26 protein-coding genes and 1 pseudogene are annotated in these 25,564 nt (G+C 41.3%); 26 read left to right on the forward strand and 1 reads right to left on the reverse strand.

The window, feature by feature from the left end:
- The 16 genes from GEZ84_RS02135 to GEZ84_RS02210 all read left to right on the forward strand — a co-directional run.
- A partial coding sequence (locus tag GEZ84_RS02135) for a YPDG domain-containing protein (protein WP_153223233.1) occupies positions 1-819 on the forward strand: 819 nt, incomplete at its 5' end.
- Positions 820-993: 174 nt separating this feature from the next.
- The gene (gene hemW, locus GEZ84_RS02140) at positions 994-2,124 is read left to right on the forward strand and encodes a radical SAM family heme chaperone HemW (RefSeq protein WP_153223235.1); all 1,131 of its coding nucleotides are present in this window, start codon (positions 994-996) and stop codon (positions 2,122-2,124) included.
- A gap of 4 nt (positions 2,125-2,128) precedes the next feature.
- Complete coding sequence (locus GEZ84_RS02145; protein ID WP_153223237.1) at positions 2,129-2,866, forward strand: acyl-ACP thioesterase domain-containing protein; 738 nt, start codon at positions 2,129-2,131, stop codon at positions 2,864-2,866.
- A 10-nt stretch (positions 2,867-2,876) separates the two neighbouring features.
- Positions 2,877-3,650, forward strand: a complete 774-nt coding sequence (locus GEZ84_RS02150) for a TIGR01457 family HAD-type hydrolase (RefSeq protein ID WP_153223239.1) — start codon at positions 2,877-2,879, stop codon at positions 3,648-3,650.
- Complete coding sequence (locus GEZ84_RS02155) at positions 3,640-4,257, forward strand: TIGR01906 family membrane protein (protein WP_153223241.1); 618 nt, start codon at positions 3,640-3,642, stop codon at positions 4,255-4,257. Before GEZ84_RS02150 ends, GEZ84_RS02155 begins: the two co-directional genes overlap by 11 nt.
- A gap of 317 nt (positions 4,258-4,574) precedes the next feature.
- Positions 4,575-4,976: a Spx/MgsR family RNA polymerase-binding regulatory protein gene (locus GEZ84_RS02160; RefSeq protein WP_000631259.1), complete on the forward strand. Its 402-nt coding sequence runs from the start codon at positions 4,575-4,577 to the stop codon at positions 4,974-4,976.
- A complete protein-coding gene (locus GEZ84_RS02165; protein ID WP_153223244.1) occupies positions 4,976-5,254 on the forward strand; it encodes a UPF0223 family protein in 279 nt (92 codons plus the stop codon). Before GEZ84_RS02160 ends, GEZ84_RS02165 begins: the two co-directional genes overlap by 1 nt.
- Complete coding sequence (locus GEZ84_RS02170; protein ID WP_153223246.1) at positions 5,244-6,017, forward strand: inositol monophosphatase family protein; 774 nt, start codon at positions 5,244-5,246, stop codon at positions 6,015-6,017. Before GEZ84_RS02165 ends, GEZ84_RS02170 begins: the two co-directional genes overlap by 11 nt.
- Positions 6,018-7,322: an RsmF rRNA methyltransferase first C-terminal domain-containing protein gene (locus GEZ84_RS02175; RefSeq protein WP_153223248.1), complete on the forward strand. Its 1,305-nt coding sequence runs from the start codon at positions 6,018-6,020 to the stop codon at positions 7,320-7,322.
- Positions 7,323-7,694: 372 nt separating this feature from the next.
- Positions 7,695-8,573 carry a phosphate ABC transporter substrate-binding protein PstS family protein gene (locus GEZ84_RS02180; protein ID WP_319946405.1) on the forward strand — a complete coding sequence of 293 codons (879 nt, stop codon included), beginning with the start codon at positions 7,695-7,697 and terminating at the stop codon, positions 8,571-8,573.
- On the forward strand, positions 8,573-9,490 hold the full coding sequence (gene pstC / locus GEZ84_RS02185; protein WP_001070903.1) for a phosphate ABC transporter permease subunit PstC: 918 nt from the start codon (positions 8,573-8,575) through the stop codon (positions 9,488-9,490). Before GEZ84_RS02180 ends, pstC begins: the two co-directional genes overlap by 1 nt.
- Complete coding sequence (pstA, locus tag GEZ84_RS02190; protein WP_000543046.1) at positions 9,480-10,364, forward strand: phosphate ABC transporter permease PstA; 885 nt, start codon at positions 9,480-9,482, stop codon at positions 10,362-10,364. The genes pstC and pstA overlap by 11 nt, the downstream gene beginning before the upstream one ends.
- 10 nt (positions 10,365-10,374) lie before the next feature.
- Positions 10,375-11,178: a phosphate ABC transporter ATP-binding protein PstB gene (gene pstB / locus GEZ84_RS02195; protein WP_020900241.1), complete on the forward strand. Its 804-nt coding sequence runs from the start codon at positions 10,375-10,377 to the stop codon at positions 11,176-11,178.
- Positions 11,179-11,190: 12 nt separating this feature from the next.
- Complete coding sequence (gene pstB / locus GEZ84_RS02200) at positions 11,191-11,949, forward strand: phosphate ABC transporter ATP-binding protein PstB (RefSeq protein ID WP_153223250.1); 759 nt, start codon at positions 11,191-11,193, stop codon at positions 11,947-11,949.
- Between the two features lie 11 nt (positions 11,950-11,960).
- Entirely contained in the window at positions 11,961-12,614 is a 654-nt protein-coding gene (phoU, locus tag GEZ84_RS02205) for a phosphate signaling complex protein PhoU (protein ID WP_000946458.1), read from the forward strand.
- 156 nt (positions 12,615-12,770) lie between these two features.
- Positions 12,771-13,586, forward strand: a complete 816-nt coding sequence (locus GEZ84_RS02210; protein WP_153223252.1) for an ABC transporter substrate-binding protein — start codon at positions 12,771-12,773, stop codon at positions 13,584-13,586.
- A gap of 217 nt (positions 13,587-13,803) precedes the next feature.
- Here GEZ84_RS02210 and GEZ84_RS02215 read toward each other — a convergent pair whose 3' ends face one another.
- Positions 13,804-15,075 (reverse strand): PLP-dependent aminotransferase family protein, encoded by a 1,272-nt coding sequence (locus tag GEZ84_RS02215; RefSeq protein WP_153223254.1) that lies wholly within the window; start codon positions 15,073-15,075, stop codon positions 13,804-13,806.
- A 141-nt stretch (positions 15,076-15,216) separates the two neighbouring features.
- Between GEZ84_RS02215 and budA the strand changes: the two are divergent.
- From budA to GEZ84_RS02265, 10 genes and pseudogenes are all read left to right on the forward strand, one after another.
- Positions 15,217-15,948, forward strand: a pseudogene (gene budA, locus GEZ84_RS02220) (acetolactate decarboxylase).
- 9 nt (positions 15,949-15,957) lie between these two features.
- Complete coding sequence (locus GEZ84_RS02225) at positions 15,958-16,710, forward strand: YhfC family intramembrane metalloprotease (protein ID WP_153223256.1); 753 nt, start codon at positions 15,958-15,960, stop codon at positions 16,708-16,710.
- Between the two features lie 112 nt (positions 16,711-16,822).
- Entirely contained in the window at positions 16,823-17,728 is a 906-nt protein-coding gene (gene murB / locus GEZ84_RS02230) for a UDP-N-acetylmuramate dehydrogenase (RefSeq protein ID WP_153223258.1), read from the forward strand.
- Between the two features lie 159 nt (positions 17,729-17,887).
- Positions 17,888-19,045, forward strand: coding sequence for an ABC transporter ATP-binding protein (locus GEZ84_RS02235; protein WP_000742900.1), 1,158 nt, complete (start codon positions 17,888-17,890; stop codon positions 19,043-19,045).
- Entirely contained in the window at positions 19,026-19,832 is an 807-nt protein-coding gene (locus GEZ84_RS02240; RefSeq protein WP_153223259.1) for an ABC transporter permease, read from the forward strand. The genes GEZ84_RS02235 and GEZ84_RS02240 overlap by 20 nt, the downstream gene beginning before the upstream one ends.
- A complete protein-coding gene (locus GEZ84_RS02245) occupies positions 19,829-20,602 on the forward strand; it encodes an ABC transporter permease (protein ID WP_000712739.1) in 774 nt (257 codons plus the stop codon). Before GEZ84_RS02240 ends, GEZ84_RS02245 begins: the two co-directional genes overlap by 4 nt.
- On the forward strand, positions 20,599-21,669 hold the full coding sequence (locus GEZ84_RS02250) for an ABC transporter substrate-binding protein (RefSeq protein ID WP_153223262.1): 1,071 nt from the start codon (positions 20,599-20,601) through the stop codon (positions 21,667-21,669). The genes GEZ84_RS02245 and GEZ84_RS02250 overlap by 4 nt, the downstream gene beginning before the upstream one ends.
- A gap of 258 nt (positions 21,670-21,927) precedes the next feature.
- Complete coding sequence (locus GEZ84_RS02255; protein WP_153223264.1) at positions 21,928-22,080, forward strand: helix-turn-helix domain-containing protein; 153 nt, start codon at positions 21,928-21,930, stop codon at positions 22,078-22,080.
- Positions 22,081-24,258: a type I restriction-modification system subunit M gene (locus GEZ84_RS02260; RefSeq protein ID WP_153223266.1), complete on the forward strand. Its 2,178-nt coding sequence runs from the start codon at positions 22,081-22,083 to the stop codon at positions 24,256-24,258. It begins immediately after the preceding gene.
- Entirely contained in the window at positions 24,251-25,555 is a 1,305-nt protein-coding gene (locus GEZ84_RS02265) for a restriction endonuclease subunit S (protein WP_153223267.1), read from the forward strand. The genes GEZ84_RS02260 and GEZ84_RS02265 overlap by 8 nt, the downstream gene beginning before the upstream one ends.
- Positions 25,556-25,564 lie beyond the last annotated feature (9 nt).

Consider the following 25,564-nt stretch of genomic DNA (forward strand, 5'->3'; position numbering starts at 1 on the left):
CCAGGAGATAAGATTACAGGTAAGGTTCTTGTACGTTATCCAGATGGCTCAACGGAAGAAATCCCAGTCACTGTAACAGTAGGTGAACAAGATAAAGATGATTACACACCGAAGTATGAAGATGGCACTGGCAAACCAGGCTCTAAGGTTGAAATTCCATTAACAGAAGAGAATGGTAAGAAGATTCCAGATGGTACAACCTTCGAAAGTGATCAACCAGGCGTTATCGACGTAGATAAAGATGGCAAAGTCACTGTTACAATTCCAGAAGAATCAAACCCAGGAGATAAGATCACAGGTAAGATTACAGTAACTTATCCAGATGGCTCAACGGAAGAAATCCCAGTCACTGTAACAGTAGGTGAACAAGATAAAGATATCTACACACCGAAGTATGAAGATGGCAATGGCAAACCAGGTTCTAAGGTTGAAATTCCATTAACAGAAGAGAATGGTAAGAAGATTCCAGATGGAACCACCTTCGAAAGTGATCAACCAGGCGTTATCGACGTAGATAAAGATGGCAAAGTCACTGTTACAATTCCAGAAGGAGCAAAACCAGGAGATAAGATCACAGGTAAGATTACAGTAACTTATCCAGATGGCTCAACGGAAGAAATCCCAGTCACTGTAACAGTTACTTCGAATGCAAATTATGAAGATACTAAGACTACTATGGATAATGGAGATAAATCAAATGATTCTCAAAATGTATTGCCAAATACAGGAACAGAATCAAATGCGACTCTTGCATCTCTAGGACTTCTTGGTATGCTAGGTGGTCTCGGACTTGTAGCTCGCAAGAAAAAAGAAGACTAAAAATTTAGTCAAATGAACATTCATTCTTTTGTATTGTAAAGATAAACTAGATTGTTTCTGGGAATCGTATTCGTCATAAAATACAAAAAATGTTTAGATAAAGAAAGCGAACAATGCTAGGATTTTGTTAAACGGAATTCTAAGTATTGTTCGCTTTTGTGGTATAATAAGACTATGCAGAAGAAACCAACGTCAGCCTATGTGCACATCCCGTTTTGTACCCAGATTTGTTATTATTGTGACTTTTCAAAGGTCTTTATAAAAAATCAGCCAGTCGACAGCTATTTGGAGCATCTGTTGGAAGAGTTTCGTTCTTATGATATTCAAAAGTTGCGAACTCTCTATATCGGTGGCGGGACACCAACAGCCCTGTCAGCTCCGCAACTGGAGGTGTTATTGAATGGCTTGACTAAAAACTTGGACTTGTCTGCCTTGGAGGAGTTGACTATTGAGGCAAATCCAGGCGACTTGGATGCGGATAAGATAGCCGTTTTGAAAAACTCGGCTGTCAATCGTGTTTCGCTAGGTGTGCAAACCTTTGATGACAAGATGCTGAAAAAGATTGGGCGCAGTCATTTGGAGAAGGATATTTATGAAAATATTGACCGCCTGAAACTGGCTGGTTTTGACAATATCTCTATTGATTTGATTTATGCACTGCCTGGTCAGAGCATGGAGCAGGTCAAGGAAAATGTGGCTAAGGCCATTGGACTGGATATTCCCCATATGAGTTTGTATAGTTTGATTTTGGAAAACCACACGGTCTTTATGAACCGTATGCGACGAGGGAAATTGCCTCTGCCTAAGGAGGAACTGGAGGCTGAGATGTTTGAGTACATCATCGCAGAGCTGGAGCGAGCTGGTTTTGAGCATTATGAGATTTCCAATTTCTCCAAACCTGGTTTTGAAAGTCGTCACAATCTCATGTACTGGGACAATGCTGAATACTATGGCATCGGTGCTGGGGCATCTGGTTATGTTAATGGAGTGCGCTATAAAAACCACGGTCCGATTCGCCATTATCTTAATGCGGTTGAGGAAGGCAATGCGCGTTTCACAGAAGAACACCTGAGTCAAAAAGAGCAAATGGAAGAAGAAATGTTCCTGGGCCTTCGCAAGAAATCAGGAGTCTCCATGGCGCGATTTAAGGAAAAATTTGGACGATCTTTCGATGGACTTTATGGAGAAATTGTCAGAGATTTGGTTCAACAAGGTCTCATGCAAATAGAGGGTGACCGAGTGCGCATGACAAAAAGAGGTCTCTTTTTGGGAGACACTGTAGCAGAACGATTTATTTTGGAGTAGAATGATGGGCTTAACTTATCAAATGAAAATGAAAATTCCTTTTGATATGGCTGATATGAACGGTCATATCAAACTTCCAGATGTGATTTTGCTATCCCTACAAGTTTCAGGGATGCAGTCCATTGAACTAGGAGTTAGTGATAAGACTATTTTAGAAGAGCATAATCTGGTCTGGATTATCACAGACTATGATATTGAGGTGGTTCGTTTGCCTCATTTTGCGGAAGAAATCACCATCGAAACGGAAGCCTTGAGCTACAATCGACTCTTTTGCTACCGTCGCTTTACCATTTATGATGAAGCGGGGCAGGAGCTCATTCACATGATGGCGACCTTTGTTCTCATGGACCGAGATAGTCGAAAAGTCCATACTGTCGAACCTGAGATTGTGGCTCCGTATCAGTCTGATTTTGATAAAAAGCTTATCCGTGGGCCAAAGTATGAGTCCTTGAACGAACCAATCAGCAAGGAGTACCATGTCCGTTTTTATGATTTAGATATGAATGGTCATGTCAATAACAGTAAATACTTGGATTGGATTTTTGAAGTCATGGGAGCTGATTTTTTGACCCAGTATATTCCCAAGAAAATCAACCTCAAGTATGTCAAGGAAGTTCGACCAGGTGGGGTGATTACATCGGCTGTTGAACGGACTGAACTGGAAAGCAAGCATGAGATTACAAGCGACGGGGCTACCAATGCCCAAGCTATCATCACTTGGCAAGAAATGAAGAAGGATTAGGGAGAAATAGATGAAATATAAAGGCTATTTAATTGATTTAGACGGAACCATTTATAAGGGGAAAGATCGAATTCCAGCAGGAGAGGCTTTTGTCCATGAATTGCAAAATCGGGACATCCCCTATCTTTTTGTGACCAACAATACAACTCGTACTCCAGAGAGTGTTCAGGAGATGTTGGCTCAGAATTTTAATATCGATACGCCCCTGTCGACTGTCTACACAGCAACTTTGGCGACTATCGATTATATGAATGACTTAGGGCTTGAAAAGACCGTCTATGTCATCGGAGAAGCAGGGCTCAAGGAAGCCATCAAGAAGGCTGGATATGTTGAAGACAAGGAGAATCCTGCCTATGTGGTAGTAGGTCTGGACTGGCAAGTCGACTATGAAAAGTTTGCGACAGCAACTCTTGCTATCCAAAAGGGAGCTCATTTTATCGGAACCAATCCTGACCTCAACATCCCGACAGAACGCGGTCTTTTGCCTGGTGCTGGTTCACTAATCACGCTTCTTGAAGTAGCAACACGTGTGAAGCCTGTTTATATTGGGAAACCAAATGCCATCATTATGGACAAGGCGGTTGAGCACTTAGGTTTGGGACGTGAAGAATTAATCATGGTTGGGGACAATTACCTGACTGATATTCGAGCAGGGATTGACAATGGTATTCCAACGCTCTTGGTGACAACAGGTTTTACCAAGGCAGAAGAAGTAGCAGACCTGCCAATCACACCGACACATGTGGTTTCTAGCCTTGCGGAGTGGGATTTTGATGAAAACTAAACTGACCTTTTGGAGCTCTATGCTCTTTCTCCTCTCCCTCTCAATCCTTTTGATCATTTATCTGGCTTGGATTGTTTATCCGCTGGAAATCAAGTGGTTAAGTTTAACGGATCGGGTCTATTTAAAACCAGAAACCATTCAATACAATTTTCACATCTTGATGAATTATCTGACCAATCCTTTTAATCAGGTCTTGCAGATGCCTGATTTTCGTTCGTCAGTAGCCGGTCTTCATCATTTTGCGGTGGTTAAGAACCTCTTTCACTTGGTTCAGCTAGTTGCTCTAGTGACACTGCCAAGTTTCTATTTCTTTGTCAAAGGGATTGTGAAAAAGGGCTTCTTGTCTCTATTTAGTAAAGGGCTTTTGGTTCTAGTGGTTTTACCTTTACTGATTGGGCTTGGGGGAGTTTTGATTGGTTTTGACCAGTTCTTTACTCTTTTCCATCAAATTCTCTTTGTGGGAGATGATACCTGGCTTTTTGACCCAGCTAAGGATCCAGTGATTCTGATTTTGCCAGAGACCTTCTTCCTCCATGCCTTCCTCCTCTTTTTCGCCCTCTATGAAAGCTTCTTTGGTTTTCTATACCTGAAAAGTCGCAAGCAGTAATACTAAGGGTGTTCTTATTTTGAATAAATAAGTTAGGTATGTGATTCGAAACTATCGTTAATACTCAATGAAAATCAAAGAGCAAACTAGGAAACTAGCCGCAGGCTGTACTTGAGTACGGCAAGGCGACGTTGACGCGGTTTGAATTTGATTTTCGAAGAGTATAAGAGTGAATTAACTAAATTACAATTGCGTCAATCGTTCGCGAACAGTCTATTTTTCTTGAAAAATAGGCTTTTTTTTCTAAAAATCCCTAGTCAAGCGCTTTATTTTTGTGTATAATAGAAATAGCAAAGTATAGATAAGAAGAGAAAAGCATGATTACACTATTTCTATCACCGAGCTGTACATCATGTCGTAAGGCGAAGGCCTGGTTAGAAAAACATAAGGTTCCCTTTGTGGAACACAATATTATGACCAGCCCTTTAACAAGAAAAGAATTGCAACATATCCTTTCCTTGACCGAAAATGGTACTGATGACATCATTTCAACTCGTTCAAAAATTTTTCAAAAATTGAATATTGATGTAGAGAGTATTTCGGTATCGGAATTGCTTCATTTGATTGAGCAGTATCCTAGTCTTTTGCGTCGTCCAATTATTATTGATGCCAAACGCATGCAAATCGGTTTTAATGAAGATGAGATTCGAGCTTTTCTCCCTCGTAGTTACCGTAAGCAAGAACTAAAAGAAGCAAGAATGAGAGCTGGTATTAGTTAATGAACAAACAGTATAGTTACCCACTAGATTTGTCGTGGAGCACTGAAGAACTTGCTTCAGTGCTTTCTTTTTTTAATGATGTTGAAGCTGCCTATGAAAGCAAGGTAGAGGCTAAAAAGTTACTGGACTCCTATAAGGGATTCAAGTCTGTCGTGCCAAGTAAGAGCGAAGAAAAACGTTTGGGACGAGAATTTGAAACAGTGAGTGGTTATTCGCTTTATCGAGCAGTTCAGACTGCCAAGGAAAAAGGGGAAGGGAAGATTTCTCTTGGAAAGTAAATTTGAATTTGCTAAAGAGCTTGTTAAGAAGGCGGGTCAGTATATCCTTGACCATATGCAGGAAGATTTGTGTGTTGAGACTAAGACCTCTCCAACAGATTTGGTGACCAAACTGGACAAGGAAGTTCAGGAACTTTTGGTTGGTGAAATTCTATCCCGTTATCCTGAGGATAAGATTTGTGCTGAAGAAGGTTGTCTGCGAGCTTCGGTTCAAGAAGGAAAGGTTTGGGTCATTGATCCCATTGATGGTACCAGTAACTTTGTAGCCCAGCAAGAAGATTTTGCTGTTATGATGGCTTATTTTGAAAATGGTCGGGGACAGTTTGGTCTGATTTATGATGTGGTCAAAGGGGATTGTTATCACGGGGGTGGTAAGTTTCCAGTTTGTCTAAATGATAAGCCCCTAGCTCCTTTTAAAGCAAAACCACTTGGAGATTTTCTCATTGCAGGGAATAGTGGCATGCTAGAAACCAATGAATGGGGGCTGGCTGATTTGAGTCGAGCGGTACTAGGTGTACGTGTCTATGGAAGTGCGGCCATCAGTTTTGCCAAGATTTTATCAGGGCGTTTGTTGACCTATGTTACTTATCTGCAACCATGGGATTATGCTGCCGCTAGTATTTTAGGAGAAGGTCTGGGATATCGGGTGGTGACCCTATCTGGTGAAGCTCCTGATTTTCAAACCAGACAGCCGGTCATGATGGTGCCTCTTGAGATGCAGGAGGAGATTCAGTCCTATATTTACGAAAGGAAAAGAACTTAAATGCAATTTCCAGAAGGATTTGTTGAAAAATATGAAGAGATACTAGGAGATGAGGCAAGAGATTTTCTTGCCTCTTTTGAGGAGGAAGCGGTTTCGGCCTTTCGGGTCAATCCTTTAAAAGAAGCGCCAGTTTCCTTTCTTGATGCCATTCCTCAAACTCCTTGGGGTCACTATGGTAAGGTTTCAGGTAAATCGCCTGAGCATGCTACTGGTTTGGTTTATTCGCAAGAACCTGCTGCTCAGATGGTTGCTCAGGTAGCTCAGCCCAGTCCTGGTATGAAAGTCTTGGATTTGGCTGCTGCACCGGGTGGAAAATCAACTCAGCTGGCAGCTTATCTAGCAGGAGAGGGTCTCCTTGTTTCCAATGAAATTTCAAGCAAACGGGCTAAGATTTTAGTAGAAAACATGGAGCGCTTTGGAGCGACAAATGTCGTGGTGACCAATGAATCTGCCGACCGTTTGGCCAAGGTTTTTAAAGGCTATTTTGACCTCATTGTCCTAGATGCCCCTTGCTCTGGTGAAGGGATGTTCCGTAAGCAACCAGATGCTATGGACTATTGGAGCTTAGATTATCCAAGTCAATGTGCTAGTTTGCAAAGAGAAATTCTAGCAGATGCAGTGACCATGCTTGCAGAAGGTGGTCGTTTGGTTTATTCAACCTGTACTTGGGCACCCGAGGAAAACGAAGAGATCGTCAATTGGCTACTGGAAGAGTATGATTTTGATTTGTTGCCAATAGAGCATATCAATGGAATGGTAGCTGGAATTGACCTGCCAGAAACGGCTCGGATGTATCCTCATCATTTTAAGGGAGAGGGGCAGTTTGTCGCTCATTTACAATTTAAAGGTGACAATCCAGCACCTAAATTTAAGGCAAGTAAGAGCAATCTCAGCCGAGAACAAGTTGCCTTGTGGCAGGAATTTGCCCAAAAACATTTGAAAATCAATCTAAGGGGAATCTTGCAGACTTTTGGTGACCAACTCTATCTCTTGCCAGAACTCTTGCCAGATTTAGGGAAGCTCAAGATTGCTAGGAATGGCCTGCATCTGGGCACCTTTAAGAAGAAACGCTTTGAACCTAGTTTTGCTCTTGGTCTAACCTTGAAACCGAGTCAGGTCAAGCAGTCCGTTGAAATTGACCAAGAAGCGTTTGTAAAGTATGTGGCTGGAGAAACCGTTCAGCTGGCGGAAAGTCTGCCAAATGGTTGGTACCAAGTTTTGGTTCAAGGAAATGGTTTGGGCTTTGCTAAGGTGACTGGAAATGTTTTGAAAAATTATTTTCCCAAAGGCCTTAGATTCAAGTGAAAATGCTAGTCAAAGTAGCTTGTCTATGTTATAGTGGAAGTATGGATTTTTTTCAAATTGTCTTTCATTTTAAGTCAAAATTGGTGGAGAAGGTAACTAAGCAAATTTCTAGTTAAACCAAGCTAATACTCTTCGAAAATCTCTTCAAACCGCGTCAACGTCGCCTTGCCGTATATATGTGACTGACTTCGTCAGTCTTATCTACAACCTCAAAGCGGTGCTTTGAGCAGCCTGCGGCTAGTTTCCTAGTTTGTTCTTTGATTTTCATTGAGTATAAGAACTTTAGTTGGCTCCCAATTTTCAAAAGAAAAACATAAATAAATAGTTGAAAAAAATTCACAGCATTCACCATTATTTTCAAGGAGAAAAACAGTGAAAAAAAGGAAAAAACTCGCTCTATCCCTCGCAGCTCTTTTGCTAGCAGGTTCTTTGGCGGGATGTGCTAGCTGGATTGATCGTGGAGAATCCATGACTGCTGTTGGCTCAACGGCTCTTCAGCCTTTGGTCGAAGCAGCAGCAGATGAATTTGGCTCTATGCACGTTGGAAAAACAGTCAACGTCCAAGGTGGAGGATCTGGTACAGGTCTGTCTCAGGTTCAATCTGGAGCCGTTGATGTAGGAAATTCAGACGTATTTGCCGAGGAAAAAGACGGTATCAACGCTTCAGCCCTAGTGGATCACAAGGTTGCAGTAGCAGGCTTGGCAGTCATTGTAAATAAGGAAGTTGATGTTGAAAATCTGACAACTGAACAACTCCGTAGCATCTTTACAGGTCAAGTGACCAACTGGAAAGAAGTCGGTGGGAAAGACCTAGCCATTTCTATTATCAACCGCGCGGCAAGTTCTGGTTCACGTGCAACCTTTGATAGTGTTATCATGGATGGCCAATCTGCCATGCAGAGTCAAGAACAGGATTCAAATGGGATGGTCAAAAACATTGTTTCCCAGACACCAGGAGCCATTTCTTACTTAGCCTTTGCCTATGTGGATGACTCGGTTAAACGCATGAAGTTGAATGGCTATGAGCCGATTGCAGAAAATGTTACAACGAATAACTGGCCTTTGTGGTCTTATGAACACATGTACACCCTAGGTCAACCAAATGAATTGGTGGCAGAATTCCTCAACTTTGTCCTCTCTGATGAAGCGCAAAGCGGAATCGTTAAGGGAATGGGTTATATTTCTGTTAAGGAAATGAAGGTTGAAAAAGATGCTGTAGGAACGGTGACAGCACTAGAAGGGAGTCAATAATGAATCAAGAAGAATTAGCTAAAAAATTACTTTCTCCCTCAAAGAACTCTCGTCTAGAGAAATTAGGAAAAGGCTTGACCTTTGCCTGTCTGTCTTTGATTGTCATCATTGTGGCCATGATTTTGATTTTCGTAGCCCAGAAAGGCTTGTCGACCTTCTTTGTCAATGGGGTTAACATATTTGATTTCCTCTTTGGACAAACTTGGAATCCTTCAGGTAAACAATTTGGTGCCCTTCCTATGATTTTGGGTTCCTTTATTGTCACAATCCTATCAGCCCTTATCGCAACTCCTTTTGCCATTGGTGCGGCAGTCTTTATGACTGAAGTCTCACCAAAAGGTGCTAGAATCTTGCAACCAGCCATTGAATTGCTAGTCGGAATTCCTTCAGTCGTGTATGGATTTATCGGTTTGCAGGTCGTAGTTCCTTTTGTCCGTAGTGTCTTTGGTGGTACTGGTTTTGGGATTTTGTCAGGGATTTTCGTTCTCTTTGTCATGATCTTACCGACGGTAACCTTTATGACAACGGATAGCTTGCGTGCGGTGCCTCGTCACTATCGCGAAGCTAGTTTGGCTATGGGAGCCACTCGTTGGCAAACCATCTGGCGCGTGACCTTGAAGGCAGCGCGTTCAGGGATTTTCACAGCAGTGGTCTTTGGGATGGCGCGTGCCTTTGGTGAGGCCTTGGCCATTCAGATGGTAGTTGGAAACTCAGCCGTTGTCCCAACTTCATTGACAACACCTGCTGCGACCTTGACCTCTGTGTTGACCATGGGTATTGGAAATACGGTTATGGGAACAGTTGACAATAACGTTCTCTGGTCACTGGCCTTAGTCTTGCTTTTGATGAGTTTGGCCTTCAACAGTGTGATTAAATTGATTACGAAAGAAAGAGGAAAGAAAAACTATGCACGCTAAGAAATTAGATAAAATTGCAACAGCTGTCCTCTACTCGATTGCAGGAATTATCGTTGCCATCTTGGCATCCTTGATTCTTTATATCTTGGTTCGTGGTTTGCCCCACATCTCTTGGTCTTTCTTGACTGGCAAATCATCTTCTTACCAAGCAGGTGGAGGGATTGGAATTCAGCTCTATAATTCCTTCTTCCTTCTGGTTATTACCTTGATTATCTCTGTTCCCTTGTCTATGGGAGCTGGGATTTTCCTAGCTGAATATGCCAAGAAAGGTCCTGTGACCAACTTTGTCAGAACCTGTATTGAAATCTTGTCTTCACTGCCATCAGTGGTTGTAGGTCTCTTTGGTTACTTGATCTTTGTAGTTCAGTTTGAGTATGGATTTTCAATCATTTCAGGTGCCTTGGCCTTGACAGTCTTTAATCTGCCTCAGATGACTCGTAATGTTGAGGACAGTTTGAAACACGTTCACCATACGCAACGTGAGGCTGGTCTGGCTCTTGGGATTTCTCGTTGGGAGACTGTGGTCCATGTGGTCATTCCAGAAGCCCTTCCAGGTATTGTGACTGGGGTCGTCTTAGCTTCTGGTCGTATTTTTGGTGAGGCTGCGGCTCTTATCTATACAGCAGGACAATCCGCTCCAGCCCTTGACTGGTCTAACTGGAATATTCTCAGTGTAACCAGCCCAATCTCTATCTTCCGTCAAGCAGAAACGTTAGCAGTCCATATTTGGAAAGTCAACAGTGAAGGTACTATTCCTGATGGAACTATCGTATCAGCAGGTTCTGCAGCCGTGCTCCTTATCTTTATCCTCATCTTTAACTTTGGAGCCCGCAAACTCGGAAGCTACCTACATAAGAAATTAACCGCTGCCTAAAGGAGAAGCCATGTCAAAATATAATTGGGATGAAAAGCATATCATCACCTTTCCTGAAGAGAAAGTGGCCCTCTCTACTAAGGATTTACATGTTTACTACGGTAAAAAAGAATCCATCAAGGGCATCGATATGCAATTTGAAAAAAATAAAATTACAGCCTTAATTGGCCCATCTGGATCTGGGAAATCAACCTACCTCCGCAGTCTCAACCGTATGAATGATACCATTGATATTGCCAAGGTCACAGGTCAAATTCTCTATCAAGGGATTGATGTCAACCGTCCAGAAATCAACGTTTACGAGATGCGTAAGCACATTGGAATGGTCTTCCAACGACCAAATCCCTTTGCCAAGTCTATCTACCGCAATATCACTTTTGCCCATGAACGAGCAGGGGTTAAGGACAAGCAAGTCTTGGATGAAATTGTGGAAACCTCTCTTCGTCAGGCTGCCCTTTGGGACCAGGTCAAGGACGATTTGCACAAGTCAGCCTTGACCCTGTCAGGTGGTCAGCAGCAACGTCTCTGTATCGCTCGTGCTATTTCTGTTAAACCAGATATTCTCTTGATGGATGAGCCAGCGTCTGCCTTGGATCCGATTGCGACAGCCCAGCTGGAAGAAACCATGCTGGAATTGAAGAAGGACTTTACCATCATCATTGTGACCCACAGTATGCAGCAGGCTGCGCGTGCTAGTGACTACACTGGATTCTTCTACTTGGGTGACTTGATCGAGTATGATAAGACGTCTAATATTTTCCAAAATGCGAAACTACAGTCAACTAATGACTACGTAACAGGACACTTTGGATAGAAAGGAAACAGTATGACAGAAGCTATTTTACAGGTGTCAGACCTGTCCGTTTACTACAATCAAAAAAAGGCCTTGAATAGTGTTTCCCTATCTTTCAAACCTAAGGAAATTACAGCCTTGATTGGTCCATCTGGATCAGGGAAGTCAACCCTTCTTAAGGCAATCAACCGCATGGGAGACCTCAATCCAGAGGTGACCACAACTGGTTCGGTGGTTTATAATGGCCACAATATCTACAGCCCACGTACAGATACAGTTGAATTGCGTAAGGAAATCGGTATGGTTTTCCAACAACCAAACCCTTTCCCTATGTCCATCTACGAAAATGTTGTCTATGGGCTTCGTATTAATGGAGTGAAGGACAAGCAAGTTCTAGATGAAGCAGTGGAAAAAGCCTTGCAACGAGCTTCTATCTGGGATGAGGTCAAGGACCGCCTGCATGATTCGGCTATCGGGCTTTCAGGTGGACAACAGCAACGTGTCTGTGTTGCCCGTGTCTTGGCAACCAGTCCTAAAATCATTCTCTTGGATGAACCGACTTCAGCCTTGGACCCTATCTCGGCCGGTAAGATTGAGGAAACCTTGTATGGGCTAAAAAATAAATACACCATGCTCTTGGTTACGCGTTCCATGCAACAAGCCTCTCGTATCTCTGACAAGACAGGATTTTTCCTAGATGGAGATTTGATTGAGTTTAACGATACCAAGAAGATGTTCCTCAACCCACAACACAAGGAAACAGAAGATTATATTTCAGGAAAATTTGGATAAGGAGATAAATGATGTTACGTTCTCAATTTGAGGAAGATTTAGAGAAATTGCACAACCAGTTCTATGCAATGGGACAAGAAGTGCTATCCCAAATCAATCGTACAGTGCGTGCCTTTGTTACGCACGACCGTGATTTGGCCAAGGAAGTCATCGAAGACGATGCAGAAGTAAACGAATACGAAGTGAAATTGGAGAAGAAATCATTTGAAATGATTGCCCTCCAACAACCCGTTTCTCAGGACTTGCGTACAGTTCTAACCGTTTTGAAGGCTGTATCTGACTTGGAACGTATGGGTGACCATGCCGTTTCCATTGCCAAGGCGGCAATTCGTATGAAGGGCGAACAACGTATCCCAGCTGTTGAAGAAGAAATCAAGAGAATGGGTCGCGATGTTAAGAACTTCGTCGAAGCAGCCCTTGAACTCTATCTGAATGGTTCAGTAGACCAGGCCTATGAAGTAGCAGCTATGGACGAAAAAATCAACCATTACTTTGATAGCATTCGTGACTTGGCTACAGAAGAAATCAAGAAAAATCCAGATGCCATCGTTACAGGTCGTGATTACTTCCAAGTGATTGCCTTCTTGGAACGTATTGGAGACTATGCCAAGAATATCTGTGAATGGGTTGTTTACTTTGAAACAGGTAAGATTGTCGAACTATAAAATAGATTCATTCTGTATAAAAAGGAGCTTAAAATCAACTGACAGCTCCTTTTTTGAATGAAAAAAATATTTTTAAGATAAAAATTCAAAAAATACTTGACAAGCATCTTGAATAGCGTTATAATTATACAAAATTAACAGAGAGGTTGTTTATTTATGAAATCAAAAAAATGGATATTTGTTTTATGTAGTTTTCTTGCAAGCTTCTTCTTAGTGGCTTGTCAGTCGGGTTCTAATGGTTCTCAGTCAGCTGTTGAGGCCATTAAGCAAAAGGGGAAATTAGTTGTAGCGACTAGTCCTGACTATGCACCCTTTGAATTCCAAGCTTTGGTTGACGGGAAAAATCAGGTAGTCGGTGCAGATATTGATATGGCTCAGGCTATTGCTGATGAACTTGGGGTTAAGTTGGAAATTTCAAGCATGAGTTTTGACAATGTCTTGACCAGTCTTCAAACTGGTAAGGCTGACCTAGCAGTTGCGGGAATTAGTGCTACTGACGAGAGAAAAGAAGTCTTTGATTTTTCAATCCCTTACTATGAAAATAAGATTAGTTTCTTGGTTCGTAAGGCTGATGTAGAAAAATATAAGGATTTAACTAGCCTTGAAAGTGCTAATATTGCAGCCCAAAAAGGGACTGTTCCAGAGTCTATGGTCAAGGAACAATTGCCAAAAGCTCAATTAACTTCCCTAACTAATATGGGTGAAGCTGTCAATGAATTGCAGGCTGGAAAAGTAGATGCTGTTCACATGGATGAGCCTGTTGCCCTTAGTTATGCTGCTAAAAACGCAGACCTAGCTGTCGCAACTGTCAGCTTGAAGATGAAGGACGGCGAAGCTAATGCAGTTGCCCTTAGAAAAAATAGTGCTGATTTGAAAGAAGTGGTGGACAAGGTCATCCAAAAACTCAAAGATGACGGTACCTACCAAAAATATCTTGAAAAAGCGGCAACCCTAACAGAAGTTGAAGAATAATACTCAATGAAAATCAAAGAGCAAACTAGGAAGCTAGCAGTAGGTTGCTCAAAGCACTGCTTTGAGGTTGTAGATAAGACTGACGAAGTCAGCTCAAAACATGGTTTTGAGGTTGTGGATAGAACTGACGAAGTCAGTAACCATATCTACGGTAAGGCGACGCTGACGTGGTTTGAAGAGATTTTCGAAGAGTATAAGAAAAAAGCAGAGTTGGAAGTCATTCCAATTCTGCTTTTAAATAGTCTAAAACATTTTCCAGATTGTCTAAGGATACCTTGGCAAATTGATAAGGGCAGGCATCCAAGTAAGCCTCCTCAAAGAAGTCCAATTTCAGCTGACTGTGTTTTAGGCTGGCGATTTTAGGATACTGTCTGAGGTCTAGCAATAAACCATCGTGAAGGGGATAGTGAGGCAGGGGACAAGGTGTTTTGGTTAAACTTTCCTCGATTTGTTTTTGGTAAGTTTCCTGATTGGACAAGCGAGCCAGACGATTTTTCTCAAACAGTTGACTGTCAATATAGAGTGACAGGGCCTTTTGCATGATGAGGTTGCTGTCGTAATCTAGGATATTTTTGTAGGAAACAAAGGCTCCCTTGATAGCATTTGGAAGAATGAGCGACGTAATCCGCAGGGCTGGAAAGAGGCTGGTTGAGAAGGACTTGATATAAATAACGCGCTCTTCTGTATCCAGATAGTGGAAGGTCTGGCCCTTCTTGGAGTCCAAATCCCCCAGATAATCATCTTCGACGATATAAACACCATACTTAGCTGCTAAGTCAAGAATAGCTCGTTTGTCCTGCTCTGAATAGGAATGTCCCAGAGGATAGTGAAAACGAGGAATGGTGTAGAAAAACTTAATTTTTCCCGTCTGGAAATGCTGTTCAAGTTCCACCAAGTCAATTCCATCAATGCCTCGTTCAATCGTTTGATAGTCTAACCCCTGAGCAATCAAGAGACGATTCATCCGATGGTAGGTCGGCTGTTCCACCAAGATTTCCTTGGCTTGGCTAGGAAAGGAAATTTGAGAGAGGATAAAAAGGGCTTGTTGGGTCCCAGAAGTCAGTACTAGTTGGTCAGCCTTGCAGTAGAGAGCTTGGTCAAAGAGTAGTTTGTGAATGGACTGTCTTAGGTCTTCTAATCCTTCTTGGTTGTCATAGTAGTTAAAAAGGTAGTTTTCCCGTCCAATCAGGGTTTCATTGACACAGAGTCGGAAATCGTCATAGGCACTGGCATGTTCGTCGGTAACCTCGATTTCTAGGTCCTGATGTTGCCCTTGTTCTAGGACATAGTAGCCACTCTGGGGCTTGGCGTAGAGGTATTGTTCGTGTCGTAATTCTAGCAGGGCTCGCTGAATGGTGTCCTTGCTACAGTGGAAGTCAAGGCTCAGTTGACGGATAGAAGGCAGGCGACTTCCCGTCGGAAAGCGTTCAGACTCGATACCATTTTTTAGATAGGAAACGACCTCTTGGTACTTGCTTTGTTTCTTCATTCCAGACCTCCCTTGATTTTGTTACATTGTACCTTTTTTTTTCCTTCTTGGCAATGTCTAGAGTGTTTCTCTCGTTCACATCTAGGGACAAATGTGGTATACTTAGGAGTAAGATTTACATAATAACAGATAAGAAAGAGAATGGATAAGAACGTGCAGGAACCAGTGAAATTATTTCAATACAATACCCTTGGAGCCTTGATGGCTGGCCTTTATGGTGGTACCATGACAGTAGGAGAATTGCTGGAGCATGGTGACCTTGGTTTGGGAACCTTGGATTCCATTGATGGGGAATTGATTGTCTTAGATGGCAAGGCTTATCAGGCCAAAGGCTCAGGAGAGCAACCGGAAATTGTAGAAGTGTCACCAGATGCCCTTATTCCTTATGCAGCAGTGGTACCGCATCAGGCAGAGGTCATTTTCCGCCAGCGCTTTGAGATGACAGACAAGGAATTGGAAGAGCGAATCGAGTCTTATTATGATGGGGAAAATCTTTTCCGCTCTATCAAGATTCGTGGGAAATTTTCGCATATGCATGTGCGCATGATTCCCAAGTCGACACCAGATACCAAGTTTGCTGATGTCGCAACCCATCAACCAGAATATAGTCGTGACAATGTGGCGGGAACCATCGTTGGTTTCTGGACGCCTGAGATTTTCCATGGGGTCAGTGTGGCAGGCTACCATCTGCACTTCATATCAGATGATTTGACTTTCGGTGGACATGTCATGGACTTTGTCATCAAGGAAGGTATTATCGAGGTGGGAGCTGTTGACCAATTGGACCAACGTTTTCCTGTCTAAGACCGTCAATACTTGTTTGCTAAGTTCAATGTTGAAGAGATGAGAAAAGATATTGAAAAGGCAGAATAGGAGACGAAAATGACTATTCATATTATCATTACCATGGTGCTTTTGCTGGCTTTCTTGATAGGAAGCATTTGGTATGCCAAAAAGAAATATCAGATTAATTTATCTGTCTTGGGCTTGGGGGCTGTCGCCTTCTTTGTCTCTTCACAGATTTTAGAAAAACTGGTGCATATCTTGGTTTTGCATCCTCAAAAAGACGGTAGTATTGCCCTCTTGCAGGATCATCCACTTGTCTATATCATCTATGGACTAGCCATGGCAGCATTTTTTGAGGAAACAGCTCGTCTTATTTTCTTCAAATGGTTGGAGAAAAAGAGAAGTTTGGAAAAGGCAGATGCCTTGGCCTATGGACTGGGGCATGGTGGCTTGGAATTGATTTTCCTAGGCCTTACTAGTTTGATTAATCTCTACATCGTTCTTTCGGCAGTTCAAACTCAGAATCCACAGGTTATGCAATTGCTGTCTGAAAATATGTTGAAAACTATCCAGTCACTTTCTGTCTGGCAGATTTATTTGCTTGGTTTTGAGAGAATCTTGGCGTTAGGTTTCCAATTACTCTTGACAGTTTGGGTTTACCATGCTGTTCGCCAGAAGAAATGGATTTATCTCCTAGCGGCCTATGGACTACATGCCTTCTTTGACCTGGCACCATCTCTTGCCCAAGTTGGCTGGTTGACCAATCCAGTCTTGGTTGAAGTTGTCCTAGCACTTGAACTTGTTCTGGTTGCCTATGGAACAAAGGCTATCTTTTGCAAAAAATCATAAGAAAAAGGGGGGAACCTCTTTTTTGTTTAAAATAAGCTCAAGATTTTTTTAGGGTCGTCAAATGGTCTTAAAAATGGTATAATGGAATGAATTTTGTAAAAGGGAGAGTGTCATGTCAGTAAAAGAAAACATGCTTGAAATCTTAGAAGGGATTGATATCCGTTTCAAGGAACCCTTGCATAGCTATAGTTATACAAAAGTAGGTGGAGAGGCCGATTATTTGGTCTTTCCACGAAATCGTTTTGAGCTGGCTCGCGTTGTTAAATTTGCCAATCAAGAAAATATTCCTTGGATGGTTCTTGGAAATGCTAGCAACATCATTGTTCGTGATGGTGGGATTCGTGGATTTGTCATCTTGTGTGACAAGCTCAATAATGTTTCCGTTGATGGCTATACCATCGAAGCTGAAGCTGGTGCTAACTTAATTGAGACAACTCGCATTGCCCTTCGTCATAGTTTGACTGGCTTTGAGTTTGCTTGTGGCATTCCAGGGAGTGTTGGCGGTGCTGTCTTTATGAATGCGGGTGCCTATGGTGGCGAGATTGCCCACATCTTGCAGTCTTGTAAGGTCTTGACCAAGGATGGAGAAATCGAGACCCTGTCTGTAAAAGATTTGGCTTTTGGTTACCGCCATTCAGCTATTCAAGAGTCTGGTGCAGTTGTCTTGTCAGCTAAATTTGCCCTAGCTCCAGGAAATCATCAGGTTATCAAGCAAGAAATGGATCGCTTGACGCATCTACGTGAACTTAAGCAACCTCTAGAGTACCCATCTTGTGGTTCGGTATTTAAGCGTCCTGTTGGTCATTTTGCAGGTCAATTAATTTCAGAAGCTGGCTTGAAAGGCTATCGTATCGGTGGCGTAGAAGTGTCAGAAAAGCACGCAGGATTTATGATCAATGTCGCAGATGGAACGGCCAAAGACTACGAAGACTTGATTGAGTCTGTGATTGAAAAAGTCAAGGAACACTCTGGAGTCACTCTTGAGAGAGAAGTTCGAATTCTGGGTGAAAGCAAGTAGGAAGCGGTGTTTGGAAAGCTGCTGCTATGTCATGGAAAGGGGGTGAAAGCCTATCGTTGGTGCAGAAGTATGTAGGCAGTTCAATCTCCTACACGAGGTAGTGGCGGCCTGACAGAGCCCTAATCTGTTAATCTATGAAAAAGAAGGAATAAATGACAATTGAAAAAACCAATTATTGAATTCAAAAACGTCTCTAAAGTTTTTGAAGACAGCAACACCAAGGTTCTCAAAGATATCAACTTTGAGTTGGAAGAAGGGAAGTTTTATACCCTGCTAGGCGCATCTGGTTCAGGAAAATCAACCATCCTAAACATTATTGCAGGTTTGCTGGATGCGACGACAGGAGATATTTTGCTGGACGGTGTCCGCATCAATGACATCCCAACCAACAAGCGAGACGTCCATACGGTCTTCCAATCCTATGCCTTGTTTCCACATATGAATGTGTTTGAAAATGTTGCTTTTCCACTTCGCTTGCGTAAAATTGACAAGAAAGAAATTGAGCAACGCGTAGCGGAAGTTCTCAAGATGGTTCAGTTGGAAGGGTATGAGAAGCGTTCCATCCGTAAACTTTCTGGAGGACAACGTCAGCGTGTGGCTATTGCCCGTGCCATCATCAACCAACCCCGTGTGGTTTTGTTGGACGAGCCTTTATCAGCGCTGGACTTAAAATTAAGAACAGACATGCAGTATGAACTGCGTGAACTGCAACAACGATTGGGCATTACCTTTGTCTTTGTCACTCACGATCAGGAAGAAGCCCTTGCCATGAGTGACTGGATTTTTGTCATGAATGATGGCGAGATTGTCCAGTCTGGAACGCCTGTGGACATCTACGATGAGCCAATCAACCACTTTGTTGCCACTTTTATCGGGGAGTCAAATATCTTGCCAGGAACCATGATTGAGGACTACTTGGTTGAGTTTAACGGCAAACGCTTTGAAGCGGTCGACGGTGGGATGAAGCCAAATGAGCCAGTCGAAGTCGTCATTCGTCCAGAGGACTTGCGCATTACCCTTCCTGAAGAAGGCAAGCTCCAAGTTAAGGTGGATACCCAGCTCTTCCGTGGGGTGCACTATGAGATTATCGCCTATGATGAACTTGGAAATGAATGGATGATTCACTCAACTCGTAAGGCCATTGTGGGTGAGGAAATCGGTTTGGACTTTGAACCAGAAGACATCCACATCATGCGTCTCAACGAAACTGAGGAAGAGTTTGACGCCCGTATCGAGGAGTACGTGGAAATCGAAGAGCAAGAAGCAGGTCTGATCAATGCAATCGAGGAGGAAAGAGATGAAGAAAACAAGCTCTAAACTCTTTGTAGTGCCTTATACGCTCTGGATTGCCCTCTTTGTCCTGGCACCCTTGATCTTGATTTTCGGACAATCCTTTTTCAACATTGAAGGCCAGTTTAGTTTAGAAAATTATAAATCTTACTTTGCGTCACAAAACTTGACCTATCTAAAAATGAGTTTCAACTCAGTGCTTTATGCAGGGATTGTGACCTTTGTAACCCTGCTCATCAGCTATCCAACAGCCCTCTTTTTGACCCGTCTTAAGCACCGTCAACTCTGGCTCATGCTGATTATTTTGCCAACTTGGATCAATTTGCTCCTTAAAGCCTATGCCTTTATTGGGATTTTTGGTCAGAATGGCTCAATTAACCAATTTTTGGAATTTATCGGAATCGGTTCGCAACAGTTGCTCTTTACCGATTTCTCCTTTATCTTTGTCGCAAGCTACATCGAGCTACCCTTTATGATTTTGCCTATTTTCAATGTCTTGGATGATATGGACAACAATCTCATCAATGCCAGCTATGACCTAGGTGCGACCAAGTGGGAAACCTTCCGCCATGTTATCTTCCCTCTGTCTATGAACGGTGTGAGAAGTGGAGTTCAGTCGGTCTTTATTCCAAGTTTGAGTCTCTTCATGCTGACCCGTTTGATTGGTGGGAACCGTGTTATTACGCTGGGAACGGCTATTGAACAGAATTTCCTAACCAATGACAACTACGGTATGGGGTCAACCATCGGCGTGATTCTCATCTTGACCATGTTCATCACCATGTGGGTGACCAAGGAAAGGAGAGAACGATGAAAAAATTTGCCAATCTATATCTGGGACTGGTCTTTCTTGTCCTCTACCTGCCAATCTTTTACTTGATTGGCTATGCCTTTAATGCAGGCAATGACATGAATAGCTTTACAGGCTTTAGCCTGAGCCATTTTAAAACTATGTTTGGCGATGGTCGCCTTATGTTAATTGTGACTCAGACCTTTTTCTTGGCCTTTCTGTCAGCCTTGATAGCGACCATTATCGGGACTTTTGGAGCTATCTATATCTATCAGTCTCGTAAGAAATATCAAGAAGCCTTTCTATCTCTCAATAATATCCTCATGGTTGCGCCTGATGTTATGATTGGTGCCAGCTTCTTGATTCTCTTTACCCAACTTAAGTTTTCACTTGGCTTTTTGACCGTTCTATCTAGTCACGTGGCCTTCTCCATTCCTATCGTGGTCTTGATGGTCTTGCCTCGTCTTAAGGAAATGAACGGTGACATGATTCATGCGGCCTATGACCTTGGTGCCAGTCAATTTCAGATGTTTAAGGAAATCATGCTTCCTTACCTGACTCCGTCTATCATTGCAGGTTATTTCATGGCCTTCACTTATTCGCTAGATGACTTTGCCGTGACCTTCTTTGTAACGGGAAATGGCTTTTCAACCCTGTCAGTCGAGATTTACTCTCGTGCTCGTAAGGGGATTTCGCTAGAAATCAACGCTCTGTCTGCCCTCGTCTTTCTCTTTAGTATTATCCTAGTTGTTGGATATTACTTTATCTCACGTGAGAAGGAGGAGAAAGCATGAAAAAACTCTATTCATTTTTAGCAGGAATTGCAGTCATTATCCTCGTCTTATGGGGAATTGCGACGCATTTAGATAGTAAAATCAATAGCCGAGATAGTCAAAAACTGGTTATCTACAACTGGGGAGACTATATCGATCCTGAACTCTTGACTCAGTTCACAGAAGAAACAGGCATCCAAGTCCAGTACGAGACCTTTGACTCCAACGAAGCCATGTATACCAAAATCAAGCAGGGTGGAACGACCTATGACATTGCTATCCCAAGTGAGTACATGATTAACAAGATGAAGGACGAAGACCTCTTGGTACCGCTTGATTATTCAAAACTTGAAGGGCTTGAAAATATCGGACCAGAGTTTCTCAACCAGTCTTTTGACAAAGGAAATAAATTCTCCATTCCTTATTTTTGGGGGACTTTGGGAATTGTTTACAATGAAACCATGGTAGATGAAACACCTGAGCATTGGGATGATCTTTGGAAACCAGAGTATAAGAACTCAATCATGCTCTTTGATGGGGCGCGTGAGGTGCTGGGTCTGGGGCTCAATTCCCTTGGCTACAGCCTTAACTCCAAGGATACCCAGCAGTTAGAAGAGACAGTATACAAACTCTACAAACTGACTCCAAATATCAAGGCTATCGTTGCAGACGAGATGAAGGGTTACATGATTCAGAATAATGCTGCGATCGGTGTGACCTTCTCTGGTGAAGCCAGCCAAATGCTAGAAAAAAATGAAAATCTACGCTATGTGGTTCCGACCGAGGCCAGCAACCTTTGGTTTGACAATATGGTCATTCCCAAAACAGTCAAAAACCAAGATGCCGCCTATGCCTTTATCAACTTTATGTTGAAACCCGAAAATGCCCTTAAAAATGCAGAGTATGTCGGCTATTCAACACCAAACCTACCAGCTAAGGAACTGCTCCCAGAGGAGAAAAAAGAAGACAAAGCCTTCTATCCTGATGCTGAAACCATGAAACACCTAGAAGTTTATGAGAAATTTGACCATAAATGGACAGGAAAATATAGCGATCTCTTCCTACAGTTTAAAATGTATCGGAAGTAGCAGTTAGCAGTCACGAAACGAATCAGTCAAGCTGGTTCGTTTTTTAGAAAAAATAGAAATCATGGTATAATAGTTTTAGGTTGAGAGTTATTAGAATTGTTTATAGCATCTCTGAAAATTTAATTCTAAAGGAGTTCAAAATGAGCCAGACTACGCAAATGCATATATATATATATAACCTAATAAAAAAATGCAAAAAATATAGACTGAAACCTACTGAAAATCCAGTAGGCTTTTTGCGTTTCTTGGAGGTATCTAATGGCTAAAACTAGAATCTCACCAACAACTATTTCAAAAATGGTAAAAGGGGAAGCTGTTTCTCTAGTAGTTATTGGAAAAATTTGTAGGGAACTAGACAGTGATATTGGAAATATCATTACGATTGAAAAATTTAATTTGGAGGATAATTAAATGGATAGTTCATATAATGCATTGGAGTACAATAAACTTGTTAGTTTCATCTGGTCTGTTGCAGATGATTGTTTGCGAGATGTATACGTTCGAGGAAAATACCGAGATGTTATTCTTCCCATGACTGTTATTCGCCGCTTTGATACTATTATCGAAAAAGAAAAAGCGAATATTATGAAAGTTAAAGAGACAGCAGAGCAAGAAGGGTGGAATGTTGAAAAAGCATTGGCAACAGCCGTGAACTTGTCATTCTACAACACATCACAATTTCAGCTGAAAGATTTAAAACACGAAATAAACCGTCAAAATCTTAAGAAGAATTTTGAAGAATATTTGAATGGGTTCTCAGAAAACGTAAAGGAAATCTTACAAAAGTTTGATTTCAATAATCAAGTAACTAAGATGACGGAAGCGGGTATCTTAGGTTCTGTAATTGAAAAATTTACATCATCAGAGTTAAATCTTAGCCCTTATGATGAGGTGAATTCACAAGGTAAAGTGATAAAAAAAGGGTTAGATAACCATGCTATGGGAACACTTTTCGAAGAGTTAATTCGTAAGTTTAACGAGGAAAATAATGAGGAAGCAGGAGAACACTTCACTCCTCGTGATGTTATTGAATTGATGGCTGATATCGCTGTTGTGCCGATTCTTGATAAGTTGAAGGATGGGACATATTCTATCTATGATGGGGCCTGTGGAACACTTGGAATGGCTACAGTAGCAGAGGAAAAACTTCAGACTTTTGCTCAAGAAACTGGTAAGTCTCTATCGATTCACATATATGGACAAGAGGTCAATCCAGAAACTTATGCTATCTCTAAAGCCGACTTACTGATTAAGGGTGGGGACACCAATGCAAATAAAGTTTTCTATGGCTCAACCCTATCTTACGACCAAACTTCGGGTGAGCATTTTGACTTTATGCTATCAAATCCACCATATGGGAAGAACTGGAAAACAGATCTCACTATCTTGGGTGGAGGGACAGATGATAAAGCTAAAAAAAGTGTGATGGATTCACGTTTTGTCAAATCTTACAAAGAACAAGAAGACTTCCGTATGCTTCCAGACGTCAGTGATGGACAGTTGCTATTCTTATTGAATAATATCGCTAAGATGAAAGAGACAGCATTAGGATCTCGCATTCTCGAAGTACATAATGGTTCAGCCCTTTTTACAGGTGATGCAGGTAGTGGGGCGAGTAATGCCCGTCGCTATATGATTGAAGAAGATCTTATCGAAGCTATTATTCAGTTACCAGAGAACATATTCTATAACACACCAATTACAACGCATATCTGGATTCTCAGCAATCGTAAAGAAGAAAAGCGTAAAGGAAAAATCCAACTAATCGATGCTAGCAGTATTAAGACTTCCTTACGGAAGAACCTTGGTAAGAAAAACTGTGAACTTTCAGAAGAGAATCGTCAGTTCATTCTTGATGAATACCTCAATTTTCAAGAAAGCGAGCATTCAAAAATATTCAATAACGAAGACTTTGGTTACTATAAGGTGACAGTGGAACGCCCACTTAGACAAGCTATTCTTTGCAATCAAACTAATCTTCAACAATTAGAAACGACATTAACAGCAGTTGGTGCCTTAGAAGGCAATCTCGATAAAGCTAAATTATCCAATAGTGGACTTAAAGACACGAAAGGTGCTCTTTCAGAACTTAAAAAAACTGAGAACATCAAAGCCTACTTGGCTGTATTACAATCTTTTGGGCAAGAGGAACTCTACCTTGACTTTTCAACATTTGTGAAGAAATTTAATAAGGCTCTTAAAGCCTATAATATCAAAGGTGCTAGCTTAACAAAGGCAATTTCAACGGGTATGCTGGATAATATCATTGTTATAGATGAAAATGCAGAGTTGCAAACAGATAGTAAAGGTCATGTCATCATTGATACAAATTTAACTGATACAGAAAACATACCGATGACTTATAAAGGGGGTATCGATGCCTTTATCGCACAAGAAGTGCTACCATATCATCCAGATGCTTTTGTCAATACGGAAAAGACACAAATTGGTTATGAGATAAACTTCACCAAGTACTTCTACAAGCCAAAACAATTAGAAAGCGTCGAAACCATTGTTGCTCGAATCAAAGAGTTAGAAAAACAATCAGATGGCATGATGGCAAGCGTTTTGGAGGGGTTGTATGAATAGGTACGAACGGTATAAGAAAGTTGACCTGCCCTGGCTGGAAGAAGTTCCTGAACATTGGGAAGTCAGTCCTATTTCCCATGTTTTTGAAGAGAGAAAAGAAAAAAATCAAAAAGGAGACATTCAGTTTATTTTGTCTGTTATAAAGAACAGAGGAGTTATACCTTATACAGAAAAAGGCAGTGTTGGTAATAAGGCTTCAGAAAATATTGAAAATTATAAGATTGTCTATCCTAATGATATGGTTCTTAATTCGATGAACATGATGATTGGATCATTAGGTAAGTCAAAATATAAAGGTGTATTAAGTCAGGTTTATTATGTTTTGTGCTTGATAAATGAAAGTGAGCATAATATAGACTATCTGAACTATTTATTTCAAGTTAAACCTTTCTATGAATCTTTTAGAGTGCTGGGAAAGGGAATTTTAGACCATAGGCTTCGAGTGCCAATGCAGATGTTAAAATATGAAAAAGTGATTCTTCCTCCCTTAATAGAACAGAAACAAATTGCTACCTATCTGGACTGGAAAATAAATGAGATTGATCGATTGATTGCTGTGGAGAAGGAGAAGATAGAAAAACTTAATCGACTTTTTGAAAAGATAATCTCTTTTAACTCTTCAAATATGAAAGAAGAAAGTATTAGGAAGTATGTAGATATAGTTAGAGGTAATTCAACCTTTACAAAAGATGATTTGTTATCTAAGGGCACATATGTAGCATTACAGTATGGGAAGGTGTATAAAGTTGACACTATAGATAATAATTATAATTTTTACGTAAATGATGAATTTTGTAAATCGTCTCAAATAGTTGATAGAAACGATATTATTGCAGTTTATACGTCCGAAACTATTGAAGATTTAGGGCATTTTGCATTCTATGATAGAGATGAAAAAGGTCTAATTGGTGGAGAGCAATTACTTATAAAACCTAAAGAAGGGATTGACCCCAAGTATTTGTTCTATTGCTTAAAAAAAGATGCCCTATTACTTAAAAAGGCATCAACTGGTATAAAAGTATATAGATTTAAAAGTAATGATTTAAAATCTATTAAAATTCCGGTAGTATCATTAAATGAGCAAAAGAAAATTGTCGAGAGAATTGAAAAGAAGTTAAGCATAGTTAAAAGAAACATCAATATCTGTAATTCAATTATTGGAGAATTGAATAGCTTCAAATACTCTCTCATTTCAGAAGTCGTGACCGGTAAGATAGATGTCCGTAACGTTGTTATTCCATCTTATGAAAAAGTAGACATTGATGTCTTAACAGATGAGGAAGAAATAAAAGAATAGGAGGTACTT

Origin of the sequence: Streptococcus mitis (assembly GCF_009496155.1) — a bacterium.
Taxonomy (GTDB): Bacteria; Bacillota; Bacilli; order Lactobacillales; family Streptococcaceae; genus Streptococcus; species Streptococcus mitis_BQ.

Excerpts from the sequence above, each read along its gene's own strand:
- GEZ84_RS02145 (WP_153223237.1), top strand. The coding sequence starts at position 2,129 with ATGGGCTTAACTTATCAAATGAAAATGAAAATTCCTTTTGATATGGCT.
- GEZ84_RS02210 (WP_153223252.1), top strand. The coding sequence starts at position 12,771 with ATGAAATCAAAAAAATGGATATTTGTTTTATGTAGTTTTCTTGCAAGC.
- pstB (WP_153223250.1), top strand. The coding sequence starts at position 11,191 with ATGACAGAAGCTATTTTACAGGTGTCAGACCTGTCCGTTTACTACAAT.
- GEZ84_RS02260 (WP_153223266.1), top strand. The coding sequence starts at position 22,081 with ATGGATAGTTCATATAATGCATTGGAGTACAATAAACTTGTTAGTTTC.
- GEZ84_RS02165 (WP_153223244.1), top strand. The coding sequence starts at position 4,976 with ATGAACAAACAGTATAGTTACCCACTAGATTTGTCGTGGAGCACTGAA.
- GEZ84_RS02240 (WP_153223259.1), top strand. The coding sequence starts at position 19,026 with ATGAAGAAAACAAGCTCTAAACTCTTTGTAGTGCCTTATACGCTCTGG.
- murB (WP_153223258.1), top strand. The coding sequence starts at position 16,823 with ATGTCAGTAAAAGAAAACATGCTTGAAATCTTAGAAGGGATTGATATC.
- pstA (WP_000543046.1), top strand. The coding sequence starts at position 9,480 with ATGCACGCTAAGAAATTAGATAAAATTGCAACAGCTGTCCTCTACTCG.
- pstB (WP_020900241.1), top strand. The coding sequence starts at position 10,375 with ATGTCAAAATATAATTGGGATGAAAAGCATATCATCACCTTTCCTGAA.
- GEZ84_RS02250 (WP_153223262.1), top strand. The coding sequence starts at position 20,599 with ATGAAAAAACTCTATTCATTTTTAGCAGGAATTGCAGTCATTATCCTC.
- GEZ84_RS02255 (WP_153223264.1), top strand. The coding sequence starts at position 21,928 with ATGGCTAAAACTAGAATCTCACCAACAACTATTTCAAAAATGGTAAAA.
- GEZ84_RS02150 (WP_153223239.1), top strand. The coding sequence starts at position 2,877 with ATGAAATATAAAGGCTATTTAATTGATTTAGACGGAACCATTTATAAG.
- GEZ84_RS02160 (WP_000631259.1), top strand. The coding sequence starts at position 4,575 with ATGATTACACTATTTCTATCACCGAGCTGTACATCATGTCGTAAGGCG.
- phoU (WP_000946458.1), top strand. The coding sequence starts at position 11,961 with ATGTTACGTTCTCAATTTGAGGAAGATTTAGAGAAATTGCACAACCAG.
- GEZ84_RS02225 (WP_153223256.1), top strand. The coding sequence starts at position 15,958 with ATGACTATTCATATTATCATTACCATGGTGCTTTTGCTGGCTTTCTTG.
- hemW (WP_153223235.1), top strand. The coding sequence starts at position 994 with ATGCAGAAGAAACCAACGTCAGCCTATGTGCACATCCCGTTTTGTACC.
- GEZ84_RS02215 (WP_153223254.1), bottom strand. The coding sequence starts at position 15,075 with ATGAAGAAACAAAGCAAGTACCAAGAGGTCGTTTCCTATCTAAAAAAT.
- GEZ84_RS02175 (WP_153223248.1), top strand. The coding sequence starts at position 6,018 with ATGCAATTTCCAGAAGGATTTGTTGAAAAATATGAAGAGATACTAGGA.
- GEZ84_RS02245 (WP_000712739.1), top strand. The coding sequence starts at position 19,829 with ATGAAAAAATTTGCCAATCTATATCTGGGACTGGTCTTTCTTGTCCTC.
- GEZ84_RS02265 (WP_153223267.1), top strand. The coding sequence starts at position 24,251 with ATGAATAGGTACGAACGGTATAAGAAAGTTGACCTGCCCTGGCTGGAA.
- GEZ84_RS02155 (WP_153223241.1), top strand. The coding sequence starts at position 3,640 with ATGAAAACTAAACTGACCTTTTGGAGCTCTATGCTCTTTCTCCTCTCC.
- pstC (WP_001070903.1), top strand. The coding sequence starts at position 8,573 with ATGAATCAAGAAGAATTAGCTAAAAAATTACTTTCTCCCTCAAAGAAC.